Annotated in this window: 14 protein-coding genes; 10 read left to right on the top strand and 4 right to left on the bottom strand. The window is 66.4% G+C overall.

The window, feature by feature from the left end:
• Nucleotides 1-14: 14 nt before the first annotated feature.
• A complete protein-coding gene (gene queC, locus ACFQ00_RS07470; RefSeq protein WP_381488448.1) occupies nt 15-716 on the top strand; it encodes a 7-cyano-7-deazaguanine synthase QueC in 702 nt (233 codons plus the stop codon).
• Nucleotides 713-1,345 carry a 7-carboxy-7-deazaguanine synthase gene (queE, locus tag ACFQ00_RS07465; RefSeq protein ID WP_381488445.1) on the top strand — a complete coding sequence of 211 codons (633 nt, stop codon included), beginning with the start codon at nt 713-715 and terminating at the stop codon, nt 1,343-1,345. Before queC ends, queE begins: the two co-directional genes overlap by 4 nt.
• Here the strand turns inward: queE and queF are convergent.
• On the bottom strand, nt 1,342-1,788 hold the full coding sequence (gene queF / locus ACFQ00_RS07460; protein WP_374599168.1) for a preQ(1) synthase: 447 nt from the start codon (nt 1,786-1,788) through the stop codon (nt 1,342-1,344). The two genes, queE and queF, sit on opposite strands and share 4 nt — an antisense overlap.
• 94 nt (nt 1,789-1,882) lie before the next feature.
• Between queF and sseA the strand changes: the two genes are divergently transcribed.
• Both sseA and metC read left to right on the top strand, forming a co-directional pair.
• Complete coding sequence (gene sseA, locus ACFQ00_RS07455) at nt 1,883-2,719, top strand: 3-mercaptopyruvate sulfurtransferase (RefSeq protein ID WP_381488443.1); 837 nt, start codon at nt 1,883-1,885, stop codon at nt 2,717-2,719.
• The gene (metC, locus tag ACFQ00_RS07450; RefSeq protein WP_381488440.1) at nt 2,716-3,897 is read left to right on the top strand and encodes a cystathionine beta-lyase; all 1,182 of its coding nucleotides are present in this window, start codon (nt 2,716-2,718) and stop codon (nt 3,895-3,897) included. The genes sseA and metC overlap by 4 nt, the downstream gene beginning before the upstream one ends.
• Here metC and prfB read toward each other — a convergent pair.
• Both prfB and ACFQ00_RS07440 read right to left on the bottom strand, forming a co-directional pair.
• Nucleotides 3,894-5,022, bottom strand: a protein-coding gene (gene prfB, locus ACFQ00_RS07445) for a peptide chain release factor 2 (protein ID WP_374599162.1) whose coding sequence is annotated in 2 segments (ribosomal slippage) — nt 3,894-4,952 and nt 4,954-5,022 — 1,128 coding nt in all. Because the reading frame shifts where the segments join, the coding sequence is not laid out codon by codon here. The two genes, metC and prfB, sit on opposite strands and share 4 nt — an antisense overlap.
• Before the next feature lie 33 nt (nt 5,023-5,055).
• Nucleotides 5,056-7,521 (bottom strand): penicillin-binding protein 1A, encoded by a 2,466-nt coding sequence (locus ACFQ00_RS07440; protein WP_381488436.1) that lies wholly within the window; start codon nt 7,519-7,521, stop codon nt 5,056-5,058.
• A gap of 130 nt (nt 7,522-7,651) precedes the next feature.
• On the opposite strand from ACFQ00_RS07440, the gene ACFQ00_RS07435 reads away from it, so the two are divergent.
• Both ACFQ00_RS07435 and ACFQ00_RS07430 read left to right on the top strand, forming a co-directional pair.
• The gene (locus tag ACFQ00_RS07435; RefSeq protein ID WP_381488434.1) at nt 7,652-8,692 is read left to right on the top strand and encodes a D-alanine--D-alanine ligase family protein; all 1,041 of its coding nucleotides are present in this window, start codon (nt 7,652-7,654) and stop codon (nt 8,690-8,692) included.
• 1 nt (nt 8,693) lies between these two features.
• Entirely contained in the window at nt 8,694-9,542 is an 849-nt protein-coding gene (locus ACFQ00_RS07430) for an NTP transferase domain-containing protein (protein ID WP_381488431.1), read from the top strand.
• Here ACFQ00_RS07430 and ACFQ00_RS07425 read toward each other — a convergent pair.
• Entirely contained in the window at nt 9,465-10,802 is a 1,338-nt protein-coding gene (locus tag ACFQ00_RS07425) for an N-acetylmuramoyl-L-alanine amidase (protein WP_381488429.1), read from the bottom strand. The genes ACFQ00_RS07430 and ACFQ00_RS07425 overlap by 78 nt on opposite strands.
• A gap of 484 nt (nt 10,803-11,286) precedes the next feature.
• Here ACFQ00_RS07425 and ACFQ00_RS07420 point away from each other — a divergent pair, with 484 nt between their 5' ends.
• From ACFQ00_RS07420 to ACFQ00_RS07405, 4 genes are all read left to right on the top strand, one after another.
• Nucleotides 11,287-13,899, top strand: coding sequence for an Rne/Rng family ribonuclease (locus ACFQ00_RS07420; RefSeq protein ID WP_381488426.1), 2,613 nt, complete (start codon nt 11,287-11,289; stop codon nt 13,897-13,899).
• Between the two features lie 102 nt (nt 13,900-14,001).
• Nucleotides 14,002-15,396 (top strand): M48 family metalloprotease, encoded by a 1,395-nt coding sequence (locus ACFQ00_RS07415; RefSeq protein ID WP_381488424.1) that lies wholly within the window; start codon nt 14,002-14,004, stop codon nt 15,394-15,396.
• A gap of 7 nt (nt 15,397-15,403) precedes the next feature.
• Nucleotides 15,404-16,189, top strand: coding sequence for a DsbA family protein (locus ACFQ00_RS07410; RefSeq protein WP_381488421.1), 786 nt, complete (start codon nt 15,404-15,406; stop codon nt 16,187-16,189).
• Nucleotides 16,190-16,288: 99 nt separating this feature from the next.
• Nucleotides 16,289-17,584 carry an APC family permease gene (locus tag ACFQ00_RS07405; protein ID WP_381488419.1) on the top strand — a complete coding sequence of 432 codons (1,296 nt, stop codon included), beginning with the start codon at nt 16,289-16,291 and terminating at the stop codon, nt 17,582-17,584.
• Nucleotides 17,585-17,587 lie beyond the last annotated feature (3 nt).

The raw sequence follows: 17,587 nt of genomic DNA, 5'->3' as shown, positions 1-17,587 counted from the left end.
ACTATCGCGCCACCATGACGACTTCGCAACCGGCAGTGGTTCTCCTCTCGGGAGGACTCGACTCCGTTACGTGCGCCGCCATCGCGCGCGCGGGCGGGTATGCCGTGCACGCGCTCACCGTCGACTACAACCAGCGCCACCGGGTGGAATTGGAGGCGGCGCGGCGGGCGGCGGCGATCTATGCGGTGCGGCACATCGTGCTTCCGCTCGACCTCCGGGCGTTCGGCGGATCGGCGCTTACGGACCAGATCGCCGTGCCGAAGGGCGACGGCGCAGTCGACAGCGGCGTGATCCCGCCCACCTATGTACCCGCGCGCAACACCGTGTTCCTGTCGGTCGCGCTCGCGTGGGCGGAAGCTATCGGTGCGCGGGATATCTTCATTGGCGTCAATGCGCTCGATTATTCGGGCTATCCTGATTGCCGCCCCGCCTTCATCGCGGCGTTCGAGGCGCTTGCCGCAACCGCCACCAAGGCGGGCAGCGAGGGCGAGCGCTTCAAGGTGCACACGCCGCTCATCGATCTCGACAAGGCCGGGATCGCGTGTGAAGCGGCGCGGCTCGGCGTCGATATCGCCGGGACGTGGACGTGCTACGATCCCGCTACGGCAGCGGACGGCACGCCGCTCCACTGCGGCCGCTGCGACGCCTGCCGCCTCCGCCACAAGGGTTTCGAGGAGGCGGGCCTCCCCGACCCCACCGCCTACGCCGCACCGTGACCTACGCCGTCAAAGAGCTCTTCCTCACCCTGCAGGGCGAAGGCGCCCAGACGGGCCGCCGCGCCGTGTTCCTGCGCTTTGCGGGTTGCAACCTCTGGTCGGGCCTCGAACGGGACCGGGAGAAAGCCGTCTGCACCTTCTGCGACACGGATTTCATCGGCACCGACGGCCCCGGCGGCGGCAAGTTCCGGGACGCTGAAGCACTCGCCGATGCCGTCGCTGCAGCGTGGGGCGAGACCAGCGACCACCGCCTCGTGGTCTGCACCGGCGGCGAGCCACTGCTGCAACTCGATAGCGCGCTGATCGACGCCTTGCACACGCGGGGCTTCTCGATCGCCATCGAAACCAACGGCACGCTCCCGGCACCCGTCGGAATCGACTGGATCTGCGTCAGCCCCAAGGCGGACGCCGAACTGGTGCAGACATCAGGCGACGAACTGAAGCTCGTCTACCCGCAGCCGAACAACAGCCCGGAGATGTTCGATGCGCTCGAATTCCGGAATTTCTTCCTGCAACCCATGGACGGCCCCGCGCAGGCGGAAAACATTGCCGCCGCGACGGAATATTGCCTCACCCATCCGAAGTGGCGCCTGTCGCTCCAGACGCACAAGCTGATCGGGATTCCCTAGCCCCGACCCCGGTACGGCGCGACGCCCTGATCCGGCACCCACACGTCCGCAGGCGGCGCGCCGGACTGCCAGAACACATCGATGGGAATGCCGCCGCGCGGATACCAGTAGCCGCCGATCCTGAGCCAGTGCGGCGCCATCTCGCGAAACAGCCGCTCGCCGATACCGACGGTGCAATCCTCGTGGAACGCCGCGTGGTTGCGGAAACTCCCAAGGAACAGCTTCAGCGACTTCGATTCCACGATGCGCGCGGCGGGCACGTAGTCGATCACGAGATGCGCGAAATCGGGCTGGCCCGTCACCGGACACAGCGATGTGAATTCCGGCGCCGCGAAGCGCACGAGATAGCGGCTCTGGGGCCGCGGATTGGGCACGTAGTCGAGCTTCGCGGCCTCCGGAGACGCCGGAAGCGCGCTCACCTTGCCGAGATGCGTCGTTTCCATAGGTTTCGCGTTAGAGCCCCCATACTCCATTGGCAATATCGGGGCGTCCGACTATTCAGGAAGACGATTGAGACACAGGTTCAAGGAGCAACGCATGGATTCGCTGGTAACGACGGAATGGCTCGCGAAAGAGCTGGGCGCGAACGACCTGCGCATCGTCGATGCCTCCTACTTCCTTGACGCGCGCGATGCCCGCGCCGAATTCGAGGCCGGGCATATTCCGGGCGCCGTGTTCATGGATCTCGGCGAGCTTGCCGACACCAGCTCAAGCCTGCCGAACATGGTGCCGAGCGCAGAGAAGTTCGCCAGCCGTATGCAGGCGATCGGGCTTGGCGACGGTAGCCGCATCGTCGTTTACGACAACTCGCCGCTCCGCTCCTCGGCGCGCGCGTGGTGGCTGCTCAATCTGTTCGGCGCGCATGAAGTCGCGATCCTCGACGGCGGCCTCCAGAAGTGGAAAGCCGAAGGCCGCGCGATGGAATCGGGCAAGCCCGTCGTCCGCCACCGCCACTTCACCGTCTGGAAGGACAAGGCGCAGGTCCGCGATCTCGCGCAGATGAAGGAAAACCTGAAGACGAAGGCCGAGCAGGTCGTCGACGCGCGCGGCGCCGCGCGCTTCCGCGGCGACGAGCCGGAAACCCGCCCGGGCGTGCGCCCCGGCCACATCCCGGGCTCGTTCAACCTGCCCTACACCGAACTCTACAACGAGGACGGCACCTACAAGCAGGGCGAGGCGCTGCGCGCCGCGTTCCGCGAAGTCGGCGTCGATCCGGATCAGCCCGTCGTCACCACGTGCGGCTCGGGCGTCACCGCCGCCGCACTGTCGTTCGGGCTGCACCTGCTCGGCGCGAAGAAAACCGCGCTTTATGACGGTTCGTGGTCCGAATGGGGCGGCGAGGCGGACACGCCCGTCGTGACCGGAGCGGCGTGAGCGGGGACAAGTCCGGCGGCGACGCGCCTGCCACCAAACTCGTTCACGCCGGGCGCCGCCCGGAATGGACGCACGGCGTCGTCAACCCGCCGGTCTACCGTGCCTCAACGTGCCTCTTCGAGACGCTGGACGCCTATGAGGCCGCCTCGCGCAACCCCGACGCCGGGCTCTATTACGGACGCCGCGGCACGCCGACACAGTGGGCGCTTGCCGAGGCGCTGACCGAAATGGAGCCGGGCGCGGCGGGCACCCATCTGTTCCCGTCGGGCGTCGCCGCGATCGCCGCAGCGCTGATGGCGGCAACGTCTTCGGGCGGTCACCTCCTGATGGCCGACAACGTCTACGAACCGACGCGCGTGATGGCGAAATCGGTGATGGCGCGGATCGGCGTCGAGACCGAATACTACGACCCCACGGACAGCGACGGCCTCGCGCCGCTGATCCGCGCGAACACGCAGGCGATCTACATGGAAAGCCCCGGTTCGCTGACCTTCGAGGTGCAGGACGTACCCGCCATCGCGGCACTCGCGCGCGAACGCGGCCTCGTCTCCATCCTCGACAACACGTGGGCGACCCCCCTGCTCTTCCCGGCGATCAGCCACGGCGTTGATCTCTCGGTGCAGTCGCTCACCAAATACGTGGTCGGCCACAGCGATGCACTGATGGGCTCGGTGACGGCCGCACCGGGTGCATGGCAGAATTTCCGGAACACCGCGCTCCGGCTCGGCCAGACCGCCGCGCCGGACGACTGCGCGCTCGCGCTGCGCGGCCTGCGCACGCTAGCCATCCGCATGGAGCGCCACGGCAAGACCGCGCTCGCGCTTGCCGAAGCGCTCAGCAACCACCCCGCCGTCGAGCGCGTGATCTGCCCCGGCCTGCCCGGCGATCCCGGCCACGCGCTCTGGAAACGCGATTTCAGCGGCTACGCCAGCCTGTTCGCCATCGCGCTGAAACCCGGCGACCGCAAGGCGCTCGCCGCCTGTGTGGACGGCCTCCGCCACTTCGGCATGGGCTTCTCGTTCGGCGGCTACGAAAGCCTAGTGCTGCCGGTGAACCCGCTCCGCACCGCGACACGCTGGCAGACGGACGGCCCGATGCTCCGCATCCACTGCGGCCTCGAAGACGCAGACGACCTGATCGCCGACATGACCGCAGGCCTCGACAGGTATCTCGGCTAGTCGTCGTCTGAAACGACCACTTTCTCGCCCGTCACGCGCTGCGCCAGCGCCGCCGCCATGAAGTCATCGAGATCGCCGTCCAGCACATCATCGGGGCTGGTGTTGACGATGCCCGTGCGCAGGTCCTTCACCTGCTGATAGGGCTGCAGCACGTAGCTCCGGATCTGGTGGCCCCAGCCGATATCGGTCTTGGTCGCGTTCACCGCGTTCGCCTCGGCCTCGCGCTTCTGCAGCTCGGCTTCGTAGAGGCGCGCCTTCAGCTGCTTCATCGCCTCGGCACGGTTCTTGTGCTGGCTGCGCTGGTTCTGGCAGGCGACGATGATGCCCGTGGGCACGTGCGTGATGCGCACGGCGCTGTCCGTCGTGTTCACGTGCTGCCCGCCCGCGCCCGAGGCACGGTACGTATCGATCTTGAGATCGCTTTCGTTGATCTCGATGGCGATGTCGTCATCCACCACCGGATAGACCCACACGCTCGCGAAGCTCGTGTGCCGCCGTGCCGCGCTGTCGTAGGGGCTGATGCGCACCAGCCGGTGCACGCCGCTTTCGGTCTTGGCGTAGCCGTAGGCGTTCTCGCCCTTCACCATCAGCGTCGCGGACTTGATGCCCGCCTGCTCGCCGCCGTGATAGTCGACCAGTTCCACCTTGTTGCCGCGCCGTTCCGCCCAGCGCTGGTACATGCGCTGCAGCATCGAGGCCCAGTCCTGGCTTTCCGTGCCGCCCGCGCCGGCGTTGATCTCGATATAGGTGTCGTTCGCGTCCGCCTCGCCCGAAAGCAGCGCGGCGACCTTGTCCTTGTCAGCACGGTTCGCGAGCGTCTCAAGCGCGGCGACGCCATCGTTCACGAGGTCTTCGTCGCCTTCGGCCTCGGCCATCTCGATGAGCTCGACGGTATCGTCGAGTTCGGTCTGGATGCTCCGCGTCGCCTGGATCGCCTCATCGAGGCGGCGGCGCTCCAGCATCAGCTTCTGCGCAGCCTTGGGGTCGTTCCAGAGTTCGGGATTCTCGGCCTCGGCGTTCAGCTCATCAAGGCGTTTAAGGGCGACATCCCAGTCAAAGAAACCTCCTCAGCAGGGCGAGCGCCTGCTTGATCCGGTCGACATGATTGAGCGCTTCAGCGCGCATGGTACTCGTCCTTCGTGATGGAAGCTGCGGCTTCTAGTAAATGCCGCCGGTGGATTGCAAGAATTCGCTGTCCGAGCGCACGACTTCGGCCTTGGCGAAAGGATCGTAGGCGGCCGCAACGCGGCGCGGTTCGCTTTCGGGCTTGAACGCCTCCCAGATCACCGCGGCGCGCGGATCGGTATCGACTTGCCAGCCGCCGTAGACGCGCTTGCCCGAACGCCGATCGATCCGCACCATGCGCACGCCGGGCGATATCTCGAAAGGCCGCTTCGGCATATCTTTCAGCGCCGCGATGGCGAACTGCTTGAACACGGGCGCCGCGAGCGTGCCGCCCTGCGCATAACCGCCCATGTTCTTCGGCTCGTCGAAGCCGAGGTAGAGCCCCGCCACGACATCCGCCGTGCCGCCCACGAACCACACGTTGGTGGGCCCGTTGGTTGTGCCGGTCTTGCCGAACATCGGCCGATTGAGGTCGCGCAGCACCACGGCGGTGCCGCGCTGCACGACGCCTTCCAGCATGTGCACGACCTGATAGGCGGTCTTCGCGTCCATCGCCTGCGGGCGGGCGTCAGCAGGGCGCGGCATCGCGTCGCCATCCCAGTCTGGCGCGCTGCAGCCCGCGCAGTCGCGCGCATCGGCACGATAGATCGTGCGGCCGCGCCGGTCCTGGATCAGATCGTAAAGCACGGGCGACTGCCGCTTGCCGCCGTTCGCGAGCATCGCATAGGCGTTCGTCAGCTTCATCACCGTCGTCTCGCCCGCGCCGAGCGACATGGAAAGCACCGGCGAAAGCTTGGCGATCCCCATCTGGTCGATCGTCTCGACGACCTTGTCCATGCCCGTGTTGTAGGCGAGGCGCACGGTCATCAGGTTGCGCGATTGCTCGAGGCCCCAACGCATCGTCTGCGGGCCCGCATAGCCGCCCGAGAAGTTGCGGAAGCACTTGGTGCCGAGCGAGCGCGTCTGGAACACGCAGTAAGGCGCATCCACGACCACAGACGCGGGCGTGTAGCCGTTGTCTAGCGCGGCGGCATAGACGAACGGCTTGATCGCCGATCCCGGCTGCCGCATCGCCTGCGTCGCGCGGTTGTATTGCGAGCGGCGTGCGTCGAAGCCGCCGACCATCGCGAGCACGCGGCCCGTGGAGACTTCCATCACCACCATGCCGCCGCCGATGTCCGGGATCTGGCGCAGCGTATAGTCGTCGCCCGCCACGCGCTTCACGGGGATGACGTCTCCGGCTGCGAGCCGCTGGAACGCCGGCACGCCGACCCCGCGCACGGGGATCGAAGCGTTCTGTGCGGACATGCGGCCGTTCGTGCCGTCTTCGAAGCCGAGCGAGATCACCCCGCCCGCCTTGTCGAGCACCACCGCCGCGCGCCAGTCGTCGTAACCGACCGGCAGGTTCACGGCGCGCAGCCGCTGCGCCCAGCCTTCGCCAAGCTCGATCTTGTCGGTCACACCCCGCCAGCCGCGCGGGCGGTCGTATTTCACGAGGCCATCGCGCAGCGCCATTTCGGCGGCGCGCTGCATCGCCGGGTTGATCGTGGAGCGAACCCACAGCCCGCCCGTGTAGATGCCGTGCTCGCCCTCCTCGCCGTACTTCTCCACGAGTTCGCGGCGGATATCCTCGATGAAATAATCACCGGTGCGATCACGCGGGATTTCGGCGCGGTTGACGACGACGATCGGCTCTGCAGCGGCGGCACGCGCCTGTGCCGCGGTCACATAGCCGTTCTCCGCCATCTGCCCGAGCACCCAGTTGCGCCGCGCGAGCGCACGGACGCGGCCCTTCTCGGTGGAAGGGTTATAGTTGGCGGGCGCCTTCGGCAGCACCGCGAGGAACGCCGTCTGCGCCAGCGAAAGCTCTTCGACCGGCTTGTTGAAATAGGCGAACGATGCGGCCTGCACGCCGTAGGCACTGCGGCCGAGGAAGATCTGGTTGAGGTAAAGCTCGATGATCTCGGGCTTGGTCAGCGCCTGCTCGATGCGCCGAGCAAGGAAAATCTCCTTCACCTTGCGCACGTAGCTCACCTCATTCGTCAGCAGCAGGTTCTTCGCCACCTGCTGCGTGATCGTGGAGGCGCCGACCGGCCTCTTGCCGGTACCCATCGCCTTCAGATTGGTGATCGCCGCCTGAAAGATGCCGGGCAGATCGATGCCGGGGTGCGTGAAGAAGGTCTTGTCCTCGGCGGAGACGAACGCGCCGACGAGTTGCTTCGGCGTCTGCTCGTAATCGAGGAAGATGCGTCGCTCGCGCGCGAAGCTCGCGAAGGGCGTCCCATCCGCCGCGCGCACATGGCTCGGCAGCGGCGGCTCGTATTCGGCAAGCTGCGCCGCATCGGGAAGCCCGCGCGCGAAAACCAGCCAGGCGACGAATACGACGAGGATGCCGAACAGCGCAGCACTGCCCGCGACATAGCTCAGCACACGCGCCCAGCGCGGCAGGGCACGGAACCGGCTTTTGAGGTCGCCGAGAATCTGGGCAAGACGTGCCATCGACGCTGCCTATAGCAGGCCGGCAGCCAGTCTCAAGCTGAACGCGCCGAACCGGGTCCGCCATCCGAACGTCATCGTCTCGCAACAGGACTGGCATCGAACCGTCGCCTGCCGCTGCTAACCGGCCGCCATGGATACGGATTTTCCCCACGAACACTGCCTGCAGATCCCCGCGCATCTGAAGGCCTCGCTCAGAATCATGCTGCTTGCGAAGCACGCCTGCGGCGACGGCAGCCACGATCGGGTGGACGGCAACCATGCCCAGTACCACCACGAACTGCGCCGCACGCTTGAGAAGATCGGCCTCAATGTCGTGACTGCAAACAGTTTCGACGCGCTGTTTTCGGAACCTGACGTTGATTTCGTGTTTCCGCTGCTGAACCGCGCCGGGTTCCTCAACAGCGAGATGCTGGCGCCGCTGCTGCTCCAGCGCCTCGGCATCCCCTATCTCGGCGCTTCGCCGATCCTGCGCGGGCTTTCGGACGACAAGCACCTGATGAAGCTCGTTGCCCGCCAGCACGCAGTGCCAACGTCGGACTGGCGCATCCTCCGCCGCGGCACCGATCTTGCCGCCGTGGCGGCGCTGGACGCCGCGCGTTACATCATCAAGCCGAACGCCTCCTCGGCCTCGTGGGGCATCGGCGTCGCCGAAAGCTGGTCGGGCGCACTCGCACACGCCGCGCACCTCCACACGGCGGGCCACGACGCGATCATCGAGCCGTGGCTGCCCCTGCTCGACATTGCCGTGCCGGTTGTCGGCGGGCGCGCGCCTGAGCCATGGCTGCTGCCCGCCATGGCCTATATCCCCGCCGATCCCGACGCGCTCCGCAGCTACGAGGAGAAGCGCGCGCTCACCGAACAGCGCGACGATCCGCTCGAAGTGCTGGCGAATTCCCGCGTCGCGCAGCGGCTGTATGCGATGACGCGGGCGATGTGCCGCGAACTCTGGCCGTTCGACTACGGACGCTTCGAATTCCGCTACGATCCTGCGACCGAAAGCGTGTGGTTCATGGAGGTGAACCTCTCCTGCAATCTCTGGTCGAAAAAGAGCATTTCCCGCTCCGCCGCGACGCTCGGCATCGAGCACCATGAACTCGTCGAGTCCATCGTCGCGCACAGCCTGTGGCGGCAGGGGCTGATGAGCACCGTCTCCGAGCGGCTCGTCGCCTGAGATGACCTCCGGTTTCTCCGCCATCGTGCTTGCAGGCAAGCGCGACGGACGCCTCGATCCGCTCGCCGCGAACGCAGGCGTCTCGCACAAGTGCCTTGTACCCGTGGCCGGCAAACCGATGCTCCTCCACGTCCTCGAAGCGCTCGACGCGGCGCAGGGTATCGGTCGTATCGTCGTCTCGATCGACACCCCGGAAATCATCGCCCCCCTGATCCGCCAACTCGGCAGCGGCCGCATCGCGGTCGAACGCTCGGCACCCAATCTCGTCGACAGCGTGTTCGGCGCCGCGAACGCCTCCGCGCCGCCCTTCCTCGTCACCACCGCCGACAATGTGAACCTGACGTCCGCGAGTATCGCCGAAATCCTTGCCACATCGCACGGCGCGGGCGCCGCCGTCGCGTTCGCCCGCCGCGACCGCGTGATCGCTGCCCACCCGGACGGGCAGCGCCGCTTCTACCGCTTCCGCTGCGGCGAGTATTCGAACTGCAATACGTATGTGCTCGGCTCGCGCGAGGCACTGAAAGCCGCCGAGGTGTTCCGGGGCGGCGGTCAGTTCGCGAAATTCCCGATGCGGATCGTGAAGGCGTTCGGCCTCCTGAACCTCATCCGCTTCCGCTACGGTCTTGCCACACTCGATGGCGCATTCCGCGGCTTTTCGCGGCGGTTCGGTCTCACCATCCGCCCCGTCCTTGTCAGCGACGGCGCACTCGCGATCGATGTCGACAACGAGCGCACGCTGCACGTCGCCGAGACGATCCTCGGCGAACGCGGATCAGCGCTGCGCCAGCCGCCGCAGGAAATGCGCCTCGACCGCGCGGCGCACCGCCTTGGCGATCCGTTGCTGGCCTGAGGTGGAGAAGAGGAACTTCGAGTCCTCCTCGTTCGAAAGATAGCCGGTCTCCAGGAGCACGGAGGGCACGTCCGGCGCCTTCAGTACCAGGAAGCCCGCGAAACGGTGGAACTGGCTGCGCACCTTGATGTCCTCGCGCATCTCGCGCTGGAGGATCGCGGCGAACTCGGCGGAGGTGTTCATCGTCTCGCGCTGTGCGAGGTCGATGAGGATGTCGGTCACCTCGTTGGTCTCGACCGCGAGGTCGACGCCCGCGATGATGTCCGACCGGTTTTCCTTGGCGGCAAGCCGCGCAGCCTCGGCGTCGGATGCGTTCTCCGAAAGCGTGTAGACTGTCGCCCCGCTCGCGTTCGGCACCGGCGCACTGTCGGCGTGCACGGAAATGAACAGCGAGGCATTGCTGTGCCGCGCGATGCCGAACCGGTCGCGGTGGCGCAGATAGGTATCGTCGTCGCGCGTCAGGATCGCCTTTACGCGCCCTGAAGCGTCGAGTTCCTTCTTGATCGCCTTGGCGATCGCGAGAACGACGTCCTTCTCGTATTTCTTCTCGCCGAGCACGCTGATCGTACCCACGTCCTTGCCGCCGTGCCCCGCGTCGATCACGACGACCGGCAGCCGCCCCGCAAGACGGGGGCGCGGCGGCGGCGTGGCCGGGGCTTTGGCCACAGGTGTGGTGGCAGTCACCTTGGTCGGAACCGTTGCAGCGGGTTTCGGCGCGGGCGTCGCGACCTTCACCGGCACGGCGGGTGCCGGCTTGACGGCGGGCGGCGGTGCAGGCTGAACAACTACAGCAACGGGTTTTTCCGTCTTGCCGGGCGCGGCGATCAGTGTCGAACGGCCGCTTGCAACCAGCTTTTCGAACGCCGCCGCGCTCGTCGGACCCACTGTCAGCTTCAGCTGTCCGCTGGAATAGCTGCTCGACAGGATGCGCGAGGGCGACGTGAGATCGACGACCAGGCGTGCCGTGTCGGCATCGAACTGCGCATTGCGCACTTTGAGAACGATGCCGCCGCCCAGAACCGAGCCGCCCGGCGCTGTCATATTGTCGAGATCGATAGCGAGGCGCGGAGGCCCGGAAAGTGCGAACGCGGAGATACGCCCCACGCCCTCCGCATTGATGGTCACGACCACGTTTTCGCCGCTCTGCGCCACCACAGCATCGCCAAGCCGCGCGGCGATGGCGGGCGCGGAAAGCGTGATGCACGCCGCAATCAGCGGTGCGCAAAGCGCCTGCCTTCCCCGCCTCAACCAGCGCGACATGTTCCATCCCCCGCAAGAGCACTTTTGTTCGCCCGGCAACCCCCGGAAATGGCGAACTTCTGCCGAATCTTATGGTTAAGGCTCGGAGTGTTCAAGTGAATTGCACATTTCCGTAACGCTTTGTGTTGTTCATGCCACGCATAGCTGCTAGCAGACCGGATAGCGGCCAAAGTCCGGTCCTCCGTCAGTGTCCAAACCGTCTGCTCTTTTACCGGGTCGATGGTTTCACGCCTTCCCGCGCGAAACGGCACTGGCATTCTGCCGGACGGGGAGATGCTGCCGCTAAGATCGAGGTTTTGACGCATGTCGGCAATGCGATGCCATGAGGAGACGATGAAGGCGATGGCCTTCCCCTCGGCGCGCGATATGCGGCTCGCCACAGTTCCAAACCATCGGAGCGCGGGCTTGCCCGACGCTCCCGTAACACGTGCCCCATCGTCTGCGGCTGAAGCCGCAGCGGTGCCGAGGCCTCGGAGAACACTCAATGTCAATGCGCATGCTCATCGACGCGCGCCACCCGGAGGAGACCCGGGTCGCCGTCATAGAAGGCAACCGGATCGAGGAATTTGACTTCGAATCCGCCCAGAAGGAACAACTGAAGGGCAATATCTACCTCGCCAAGGTTACACGCGTCGAACCCTCACTGCAGGCGGCGTTCGTGGAATATGGCGGAAACCGGCACGGCTTCCTCGCCTTCTCGGAAATCCACCCGGATTACTACCAGATCCCGAAAGAGGATCGCGACGCGCTGCTCCGCGAGGAGCGCGAGGCCGCCGAGGCGCACCGCGCCGAGATGGATGCCGAGCACGAGGACGACGATGACGACGCGGAGAGCGCCGACGAGCCGTCCGACGACGGCGAGGACAGCGAGCCGCCCGCGCCCACCACAGTCGGCAGCGATCATCACGACGACCACGACAACGCCATGCGGGCGAAGCGCCAGAACCTGCGCCGTCGCTACAAGATCCAGGAAGTCATCAAGCGCCGTCAGGTACTGCTGGTGCAAGTCGTCAAGGAAGAGCGCGGCAACAAGGGCGCGGCGCTCACCACGTACCTCAGCCTTGCAGGCCGCTACTGCGTGTTCATGCCGAACACCAACCACGGCGGCGGCATCAGCCGCAAGATTTCGAACCAGAGCGATCGCAAGCGGTTGAAGTCCATCGTTTCGGAGCTGCAGCTGCCGACCGGCATGGGCTGCATCATCCGCACCGCGGGGCTTTCGCGCACGCGCGCCGAAATCCGCCGCGACTTCGATTACCTCACGCGCCTGTGGGATGAGATCCGCGAGAAGACGCTGGCATCGAGCGCGCCTGCGCTGATCCACGAGGACTCCGATCTCATCAAGCGGGCGATCCGGGATATCTACAATCGGGACATCGGCGAAGTGCTGGTGGACGGAGACGAGGGATACCGTGCGGCCCGGAGCTTCATGAAGCTCCTGATGCCAAGCCATGCGAAGAAGGTTCAGCAATACGTTGATCCTGTTCCACTTTTCCAGCGCTTTCAGGTCGAGCAGCAGCTGGCGGCCATGTACCACCCGGTGGTGCAGCTGAAGTCGGGCGGCTACATGGTCATCAACCCGACCGAGGCGCTCGTTTCGATCGACATCAACTCGGGCAAATCGACGCGCGAGCACAATATCGAGGAAACCGCGCTCAAGACGAACCTTGAAGCGGCGCGCGAAATCTCGCGTCAGCTTCGCCTGCGCGACATGGCTGGCCTCGTCGTCATCGATTTCATCGACATGGATGTGCATTCGAACAACCGCAAGGTCGAGAAGGCACTGAAGGAAGCGCTGAAGCACGACCGCGCGCGCATTCAGGTGGGCCGCATCTCGTCGTTCGGCCTCCTGGAAATGAGCCGCCAGCGGCTGCGCACCGGCGTGCTCGAAGCCTCGACGCATGTCTGCCCGGTCTGCGAAGGCGCGGGCATGGTCCGCACCGTGCAGTCCGCCGCGCTCGGCGCGCTGCGCGTGCTGGAGGCCGAGGCGCTGCGCGGCAAGCACAGCCGCATCACGCTGCGCCTGCCCTTCGAGGTGGCGATCTACATGCTGAACGTGAAACGCAGCCAGATCTCGCGTGTCGAGGATCTGTACGGCGTCATGGTCGAGATCGCGCCGAACGGCGACCTCAATGTCGGCGATCAGGAGATCGACGGCAGCGGCCCGCCGCCCGTGCCCCGCGTCAGCCTGCAGGCCCCGGTGGCGCCCGCCCCCGAGGATGACGACGACGATATCGTCGAGGAAGACGAGGAAGAGGTCGAGGACGAAGAGGCCGAAGCCGAAGTCTCCGAGCGCCGCGAGCGTAGCGATGAGCGCCGCGACGACGGGGGCCGTTCGCGCCGCCGCCGCCGTGGGCGCGGTCGCCGCGACCGCGAACGCGACGACGAACGCCGCCCCGCGCCGAAGGACGACGCGGAAGCTCTCGATGCCGGGAGCGAGGACGCGGAAGAAGCCGCGGAAGGCGAAGCTGGACGCGCCGAGACGCAGGAGCAATCGCGCGACGACCGGGATGAGGACGGCAGCAAGCGCCGCCGCCGCCGCCGGGGTCGTCGTGGCGGCCGTCGCCGGAATGGTGACGAGGTCACGGATGAAGCCGCAGAGGGCGAAGCCGCCGAGGCCGGAGCCGGTTCAGAGGACGAAACCGCGCCGGAAATCGAACCGGCCACGGAGGAAGCCCCCGCGGAAGCCGAAGCCCCTGCCCGCAAGCCGCGTGGCCGTCGCAAGGCCGTGAAGGCTGAAACCGCTGAAACCGTGGAAGCCGCGGAACCGGAAACGGTCGAGGCTCCCGCCGTTGAAGCGCCCGCGGCCGAGGCCGAAGCCAAGCCCAAGCGGACCCGGCGCAAGAAGGCGGAGACCGTGGAGGCCGCGCCCGAGCCTGCGCCGGAACCCGCACCACCTGTTGAAGAGGTTGCAGCCGAAGCGCCCGAAAAGCCGAAGCGCGCGCCGCGCCGCAAGGCCGCCGCCAAGAACGCGCCTGCCGCGGAAACTGTGTCGGAGGCCGTGGAGGTCGCCGAGACGGTCGAGACCGCCGCGAACGATACGGAAGATTCCGCACCGCCGCGCAAGGGCTGGTGGCAGCGGACGTTCGGCGACTGAGGCGCCGACAGATCGGACTTGGCGGCGGCGCGCTTGCAATCGCCCGCCGCCGCCCTAGTTTCGCTCATTGGGGGTTCAGTCGCGAAAGGTGATAGGGCGGCGATGACATCCCGGTTTGTTTCAGCCCGGAAGCCTTTTTCGGCCGGCCTGCGCCTTCTTCTTGCCGCTGTTCTCGCCATTACGGCCTCCGTGCGCCCCGCGCTCGCCCAGAGCATCCTGCGCGACGCGGAAACCGAAGCCTTCTTCCACGAAATCTCCGCACCGCTCGCCGAAGCTGCCGGGCTCAACCCCCGCGCGCTCGATGTCGTGCTCATCGGCGATTCCTCGATCAACGCATTCGTCGCGGGCGGACAGGCGGTGTATATCCACAGCGGCCTCATCATGGCCGCGGACGACGTCAACGAGGTGCAGGGCGTCATCGCCCACGAAATCGGCCACATCACCGGCGGGCACGTCGTGCGCTTCAGCGAGGGCGCCAAGGCGGCGACCTCTATCACACTGCTCTCGATGCTGCTCGGCGCGGCGGCGATGGCGGCGGGCGCAGGCGAAGCGGGCATGGCGATCTTCGCGGGCGGGCAGCAGGCCGCGCTCGGCAAGTTCCTCGCGTATTCGCGCACGCAGGAATCCGCGGCGGACCAGGCCGGCGCGACCTTCCTGCACAAGGCCGGGCTTTCCGGCCGGGGATCGATCAACTTCTTCAAGAAGCTGCAGAACCAGGAATTCCGGCTCGCGATCCCGCAGGACAACGGCTACGCGCGCACCCACCCGCTGACCGGTGATCGCATCGCCGCGCTCGAAAACACGTACAAGAACGACGCGGCGTGGGAAAAGCCCACCGACCCGGCGCTGCAGGCGAAGTTCCTGCGCATCAAGGCGAAGCTCTCCGGCTATATTGAGGAGCCCTCGCGCACCTTCCAGAAATACCCGGAAACCGACACCTCGGTGCCCGCGCGCTACGCCCGCGCCTACGCATGGCACAAGAATGCCTTCCCGGACCGGGCGGAAACCGAGATCGACTGGCTGCTGCGGGATGCGCCCGATGACCCCTTCTTCCTTGAACTCAAGGGGCAGGTGCTGCTCGAATCCGGCAAGGTCGCCGATGCGATCGGCCCGCTGCGCCGCGCGGTCGCGCTCGCGCCCGATCAGCCGCTGATCGCCGGGATGCTCGGCCATGCGTTGATCGCGACCGAAAAGCCCGAGAATACCGAGGAAGCGAAGCGCGTGCTGCGCGCCGCGGTGGCGCGCGACAACCGAAACCCCTTCGCCTGGTATCAGCTCGGCATCGCTTATGCGCGCGGCGGCGACGAAGCGCGCGCCGCGCTCGCGACCGCCGAGCAGAACAATCTCACCGGCAACGCACAGCTCGCGCTCGCCAGTTCGCGCATGGCGATGGCCGGCCTCAGCCCCGGCACTCCGGACTGGATTCGGGCACAGGATATCTACATGGTGAGCCAACACGCCGTCGAAGACGAGGACGGCAAGCGGAAACGTCGTTAGGGGCTTTATGATCGATTTCTACAAACGCCTGCGGGCGCGCTGGCCGCTTGCGGCCAACATCGTGGGCGTGTTCGCGCTGCTGCTGCTCGCGGGCGGGCTCCTGATGCTGCTCACCGGCCGCCAGCCCTCGATCGCGAACGGCGGCGCGTTGACGAAGGCGCAGCGCGAAGAGGTGGAGAAGATCGTACACGACTATATCCTCGCGCACCCGGAGATCATCCCGGAGGCGGTGAACCGCCTGCAGGCGCGCGAGGTCTCGAGCCTCGTCTCCCAGAACCGCGAGGAGATCGAAACGCCCTTCGGCAGCGCATGGGCGGGCGCGAAGAACGGCGACGTCACGCTCGTCGAGTTCTTCGATTTCAACTGCCCCTACTGCCGCCTTTCGCACCCGGACGTCGAACGGCTGCTGAAGGAGGACACGAAGCTGAAGGTCGTATACCGCGACCTCCCGGTGCTCGGCGAAGCCTCCCGCGAAGCCGCGCTCGCCAGCCTTTCCGCAGCCGAACAAGGCAAATACCGCGCCTTCTACAACTGGATGTTCACGGACAAGGCGCGCGTCTCGACGCAAAAGACGATCCAGGGCGTCCGCAAGGCCGGGCTCAACGAGGCGCGCACGGCGACCGACATGAAAAGCGAACGCCTGAAGCGCGAGATCGACAAGAACCTCCGCCTCGGCAACGCGCTCGGCCTCACCGGCACGCCGAGCTACGTCGTCGGCAACCGCATCCTTTCGGGCGCGGTTGGCTATGACGAGCTGAAAAAAGCGATCGACGAGGCGCGGAAAGCAGGCTGAGCCGCTAAAGCAATAAAATCGCACGCACCCTCCGCAGTTCGTTTAACGTCCGCACCGACCTGACGGCGATTCTGCTGTTCCGGTCGGTGGAGGGGCACCATGACCGCAAGCGCCAAGCCGCAGATGATCGGCTTCTGGATGACGGCCTCACTCGTTGTCGGCACCATCATCGGCTCGGGCATCTTCATGCTTCCGGTCAGCCTCGCCCCCCTCGGCCGCAACGCGCTGATCGGCTGGGTCATCAGCGGCGTCGGCATCCTGTGCATCGCCTATGGCCTCGCCCGCCTGTCCCGCCTCGGCGGAGACGGCATCCAGGCCAACGTCGAAAAGGAATATGGGCCGACGGTCGCGTTCCTTGTCGCGTGGAGCTTCTGGGTGTCGAACTGGGTGGCGCAGGCGGCGGTGGCGATTGCCGCAGCGGCGGCGCTCTCTTTCGTCAGCCCGTCGCTTGGCGGCGAGGCTGCGATCGTCCCCATGGCGATCGGCTGGCTGGTGGTGCTCACCGCGATCAACGCCGCGGGCGTCCGCGCGGCAGGCAGTTTTTCGATCGTCACCGTTGCGATCAAGCTCATCCCTCTGCTGGCCGTGGTCTTCCTCTTTGTTGAACGCGGCGTCACCGGCGGAACCTTCGAACCGTTCGCGCCGCTGCCGGTGAACTTCGCCAACATCGCAACGGCGACAGCCCTCACCTTTTTCGCCTTCACCGGATTTGAAACGGCAACCACCCCGGTCGGCAAGGTCCGCGATCCGGAGCGGACGATCCCCCGGGCGCTGATCGGCGGCACGGCGTTTGTCGTTGTGCTCTATCTCATCGCTGGAACGGCGATCCAGATGCTGCTGCCGACCAGCGTCATCGTCGCTTCGCCGGCACCCTTTGCCGATGCGCTGGTGTCGCGCTGGGGCAATACCGCCGCAACCGTGAGCGCGTTGACCCTGGCGGTCGCGGCAATCGGGTGCCTGAACGGCTTGATCCTCGGCACCGGCGAGCTTGGTTACGCGATGGCACTGCGCGGCGAAATGCCCGCGGCCATGGCAAAGACGCGCGGAAGCAACACGCCCGTCGTCGCGCAGATCGTGGCCAGCGTCCTCAGCATCATTCTGCTGCTTGCCAACAGCAGCCGCGCCACGGCCCACCTCTTCACGTTCATCATTCTGCTTTCAACCGCCGCGATGATCATGCTGTATCTCACCTCCGCGCTTGCGGCGTGGCGGTGCAGCCCTGCCCCCGCGCAGCGTTTTCTGATTGCGGTCGCCATCCTGTTTATTGCCTTCGCCACTTACGGCATTGGCCTCGAAGCGAGCCTGTGGTGCCTGGTTCTGCTTGCGATCGGCCTTGTCGTTCGCGCCGTGATGTTCCGGCTCAATCGGCGGACCGCAGCCGGCGCGGCGCAGTAGGCG

It is taken from the genome of Sphingosinicella xenopeptidilytica (assembly GCF_042676985.1).
Classification (GTDB): domain Bacteria; phylum Pseudomonadota; class Alphaproteobacteria; order Sphingomonadales; family Sphingomonadaceae; genus Sphingosinicella; species Sphingosinicella xenopeptidilytica.
This window is presented reverse-complemented; position numbering and strand designations above follow the sequence as displayed.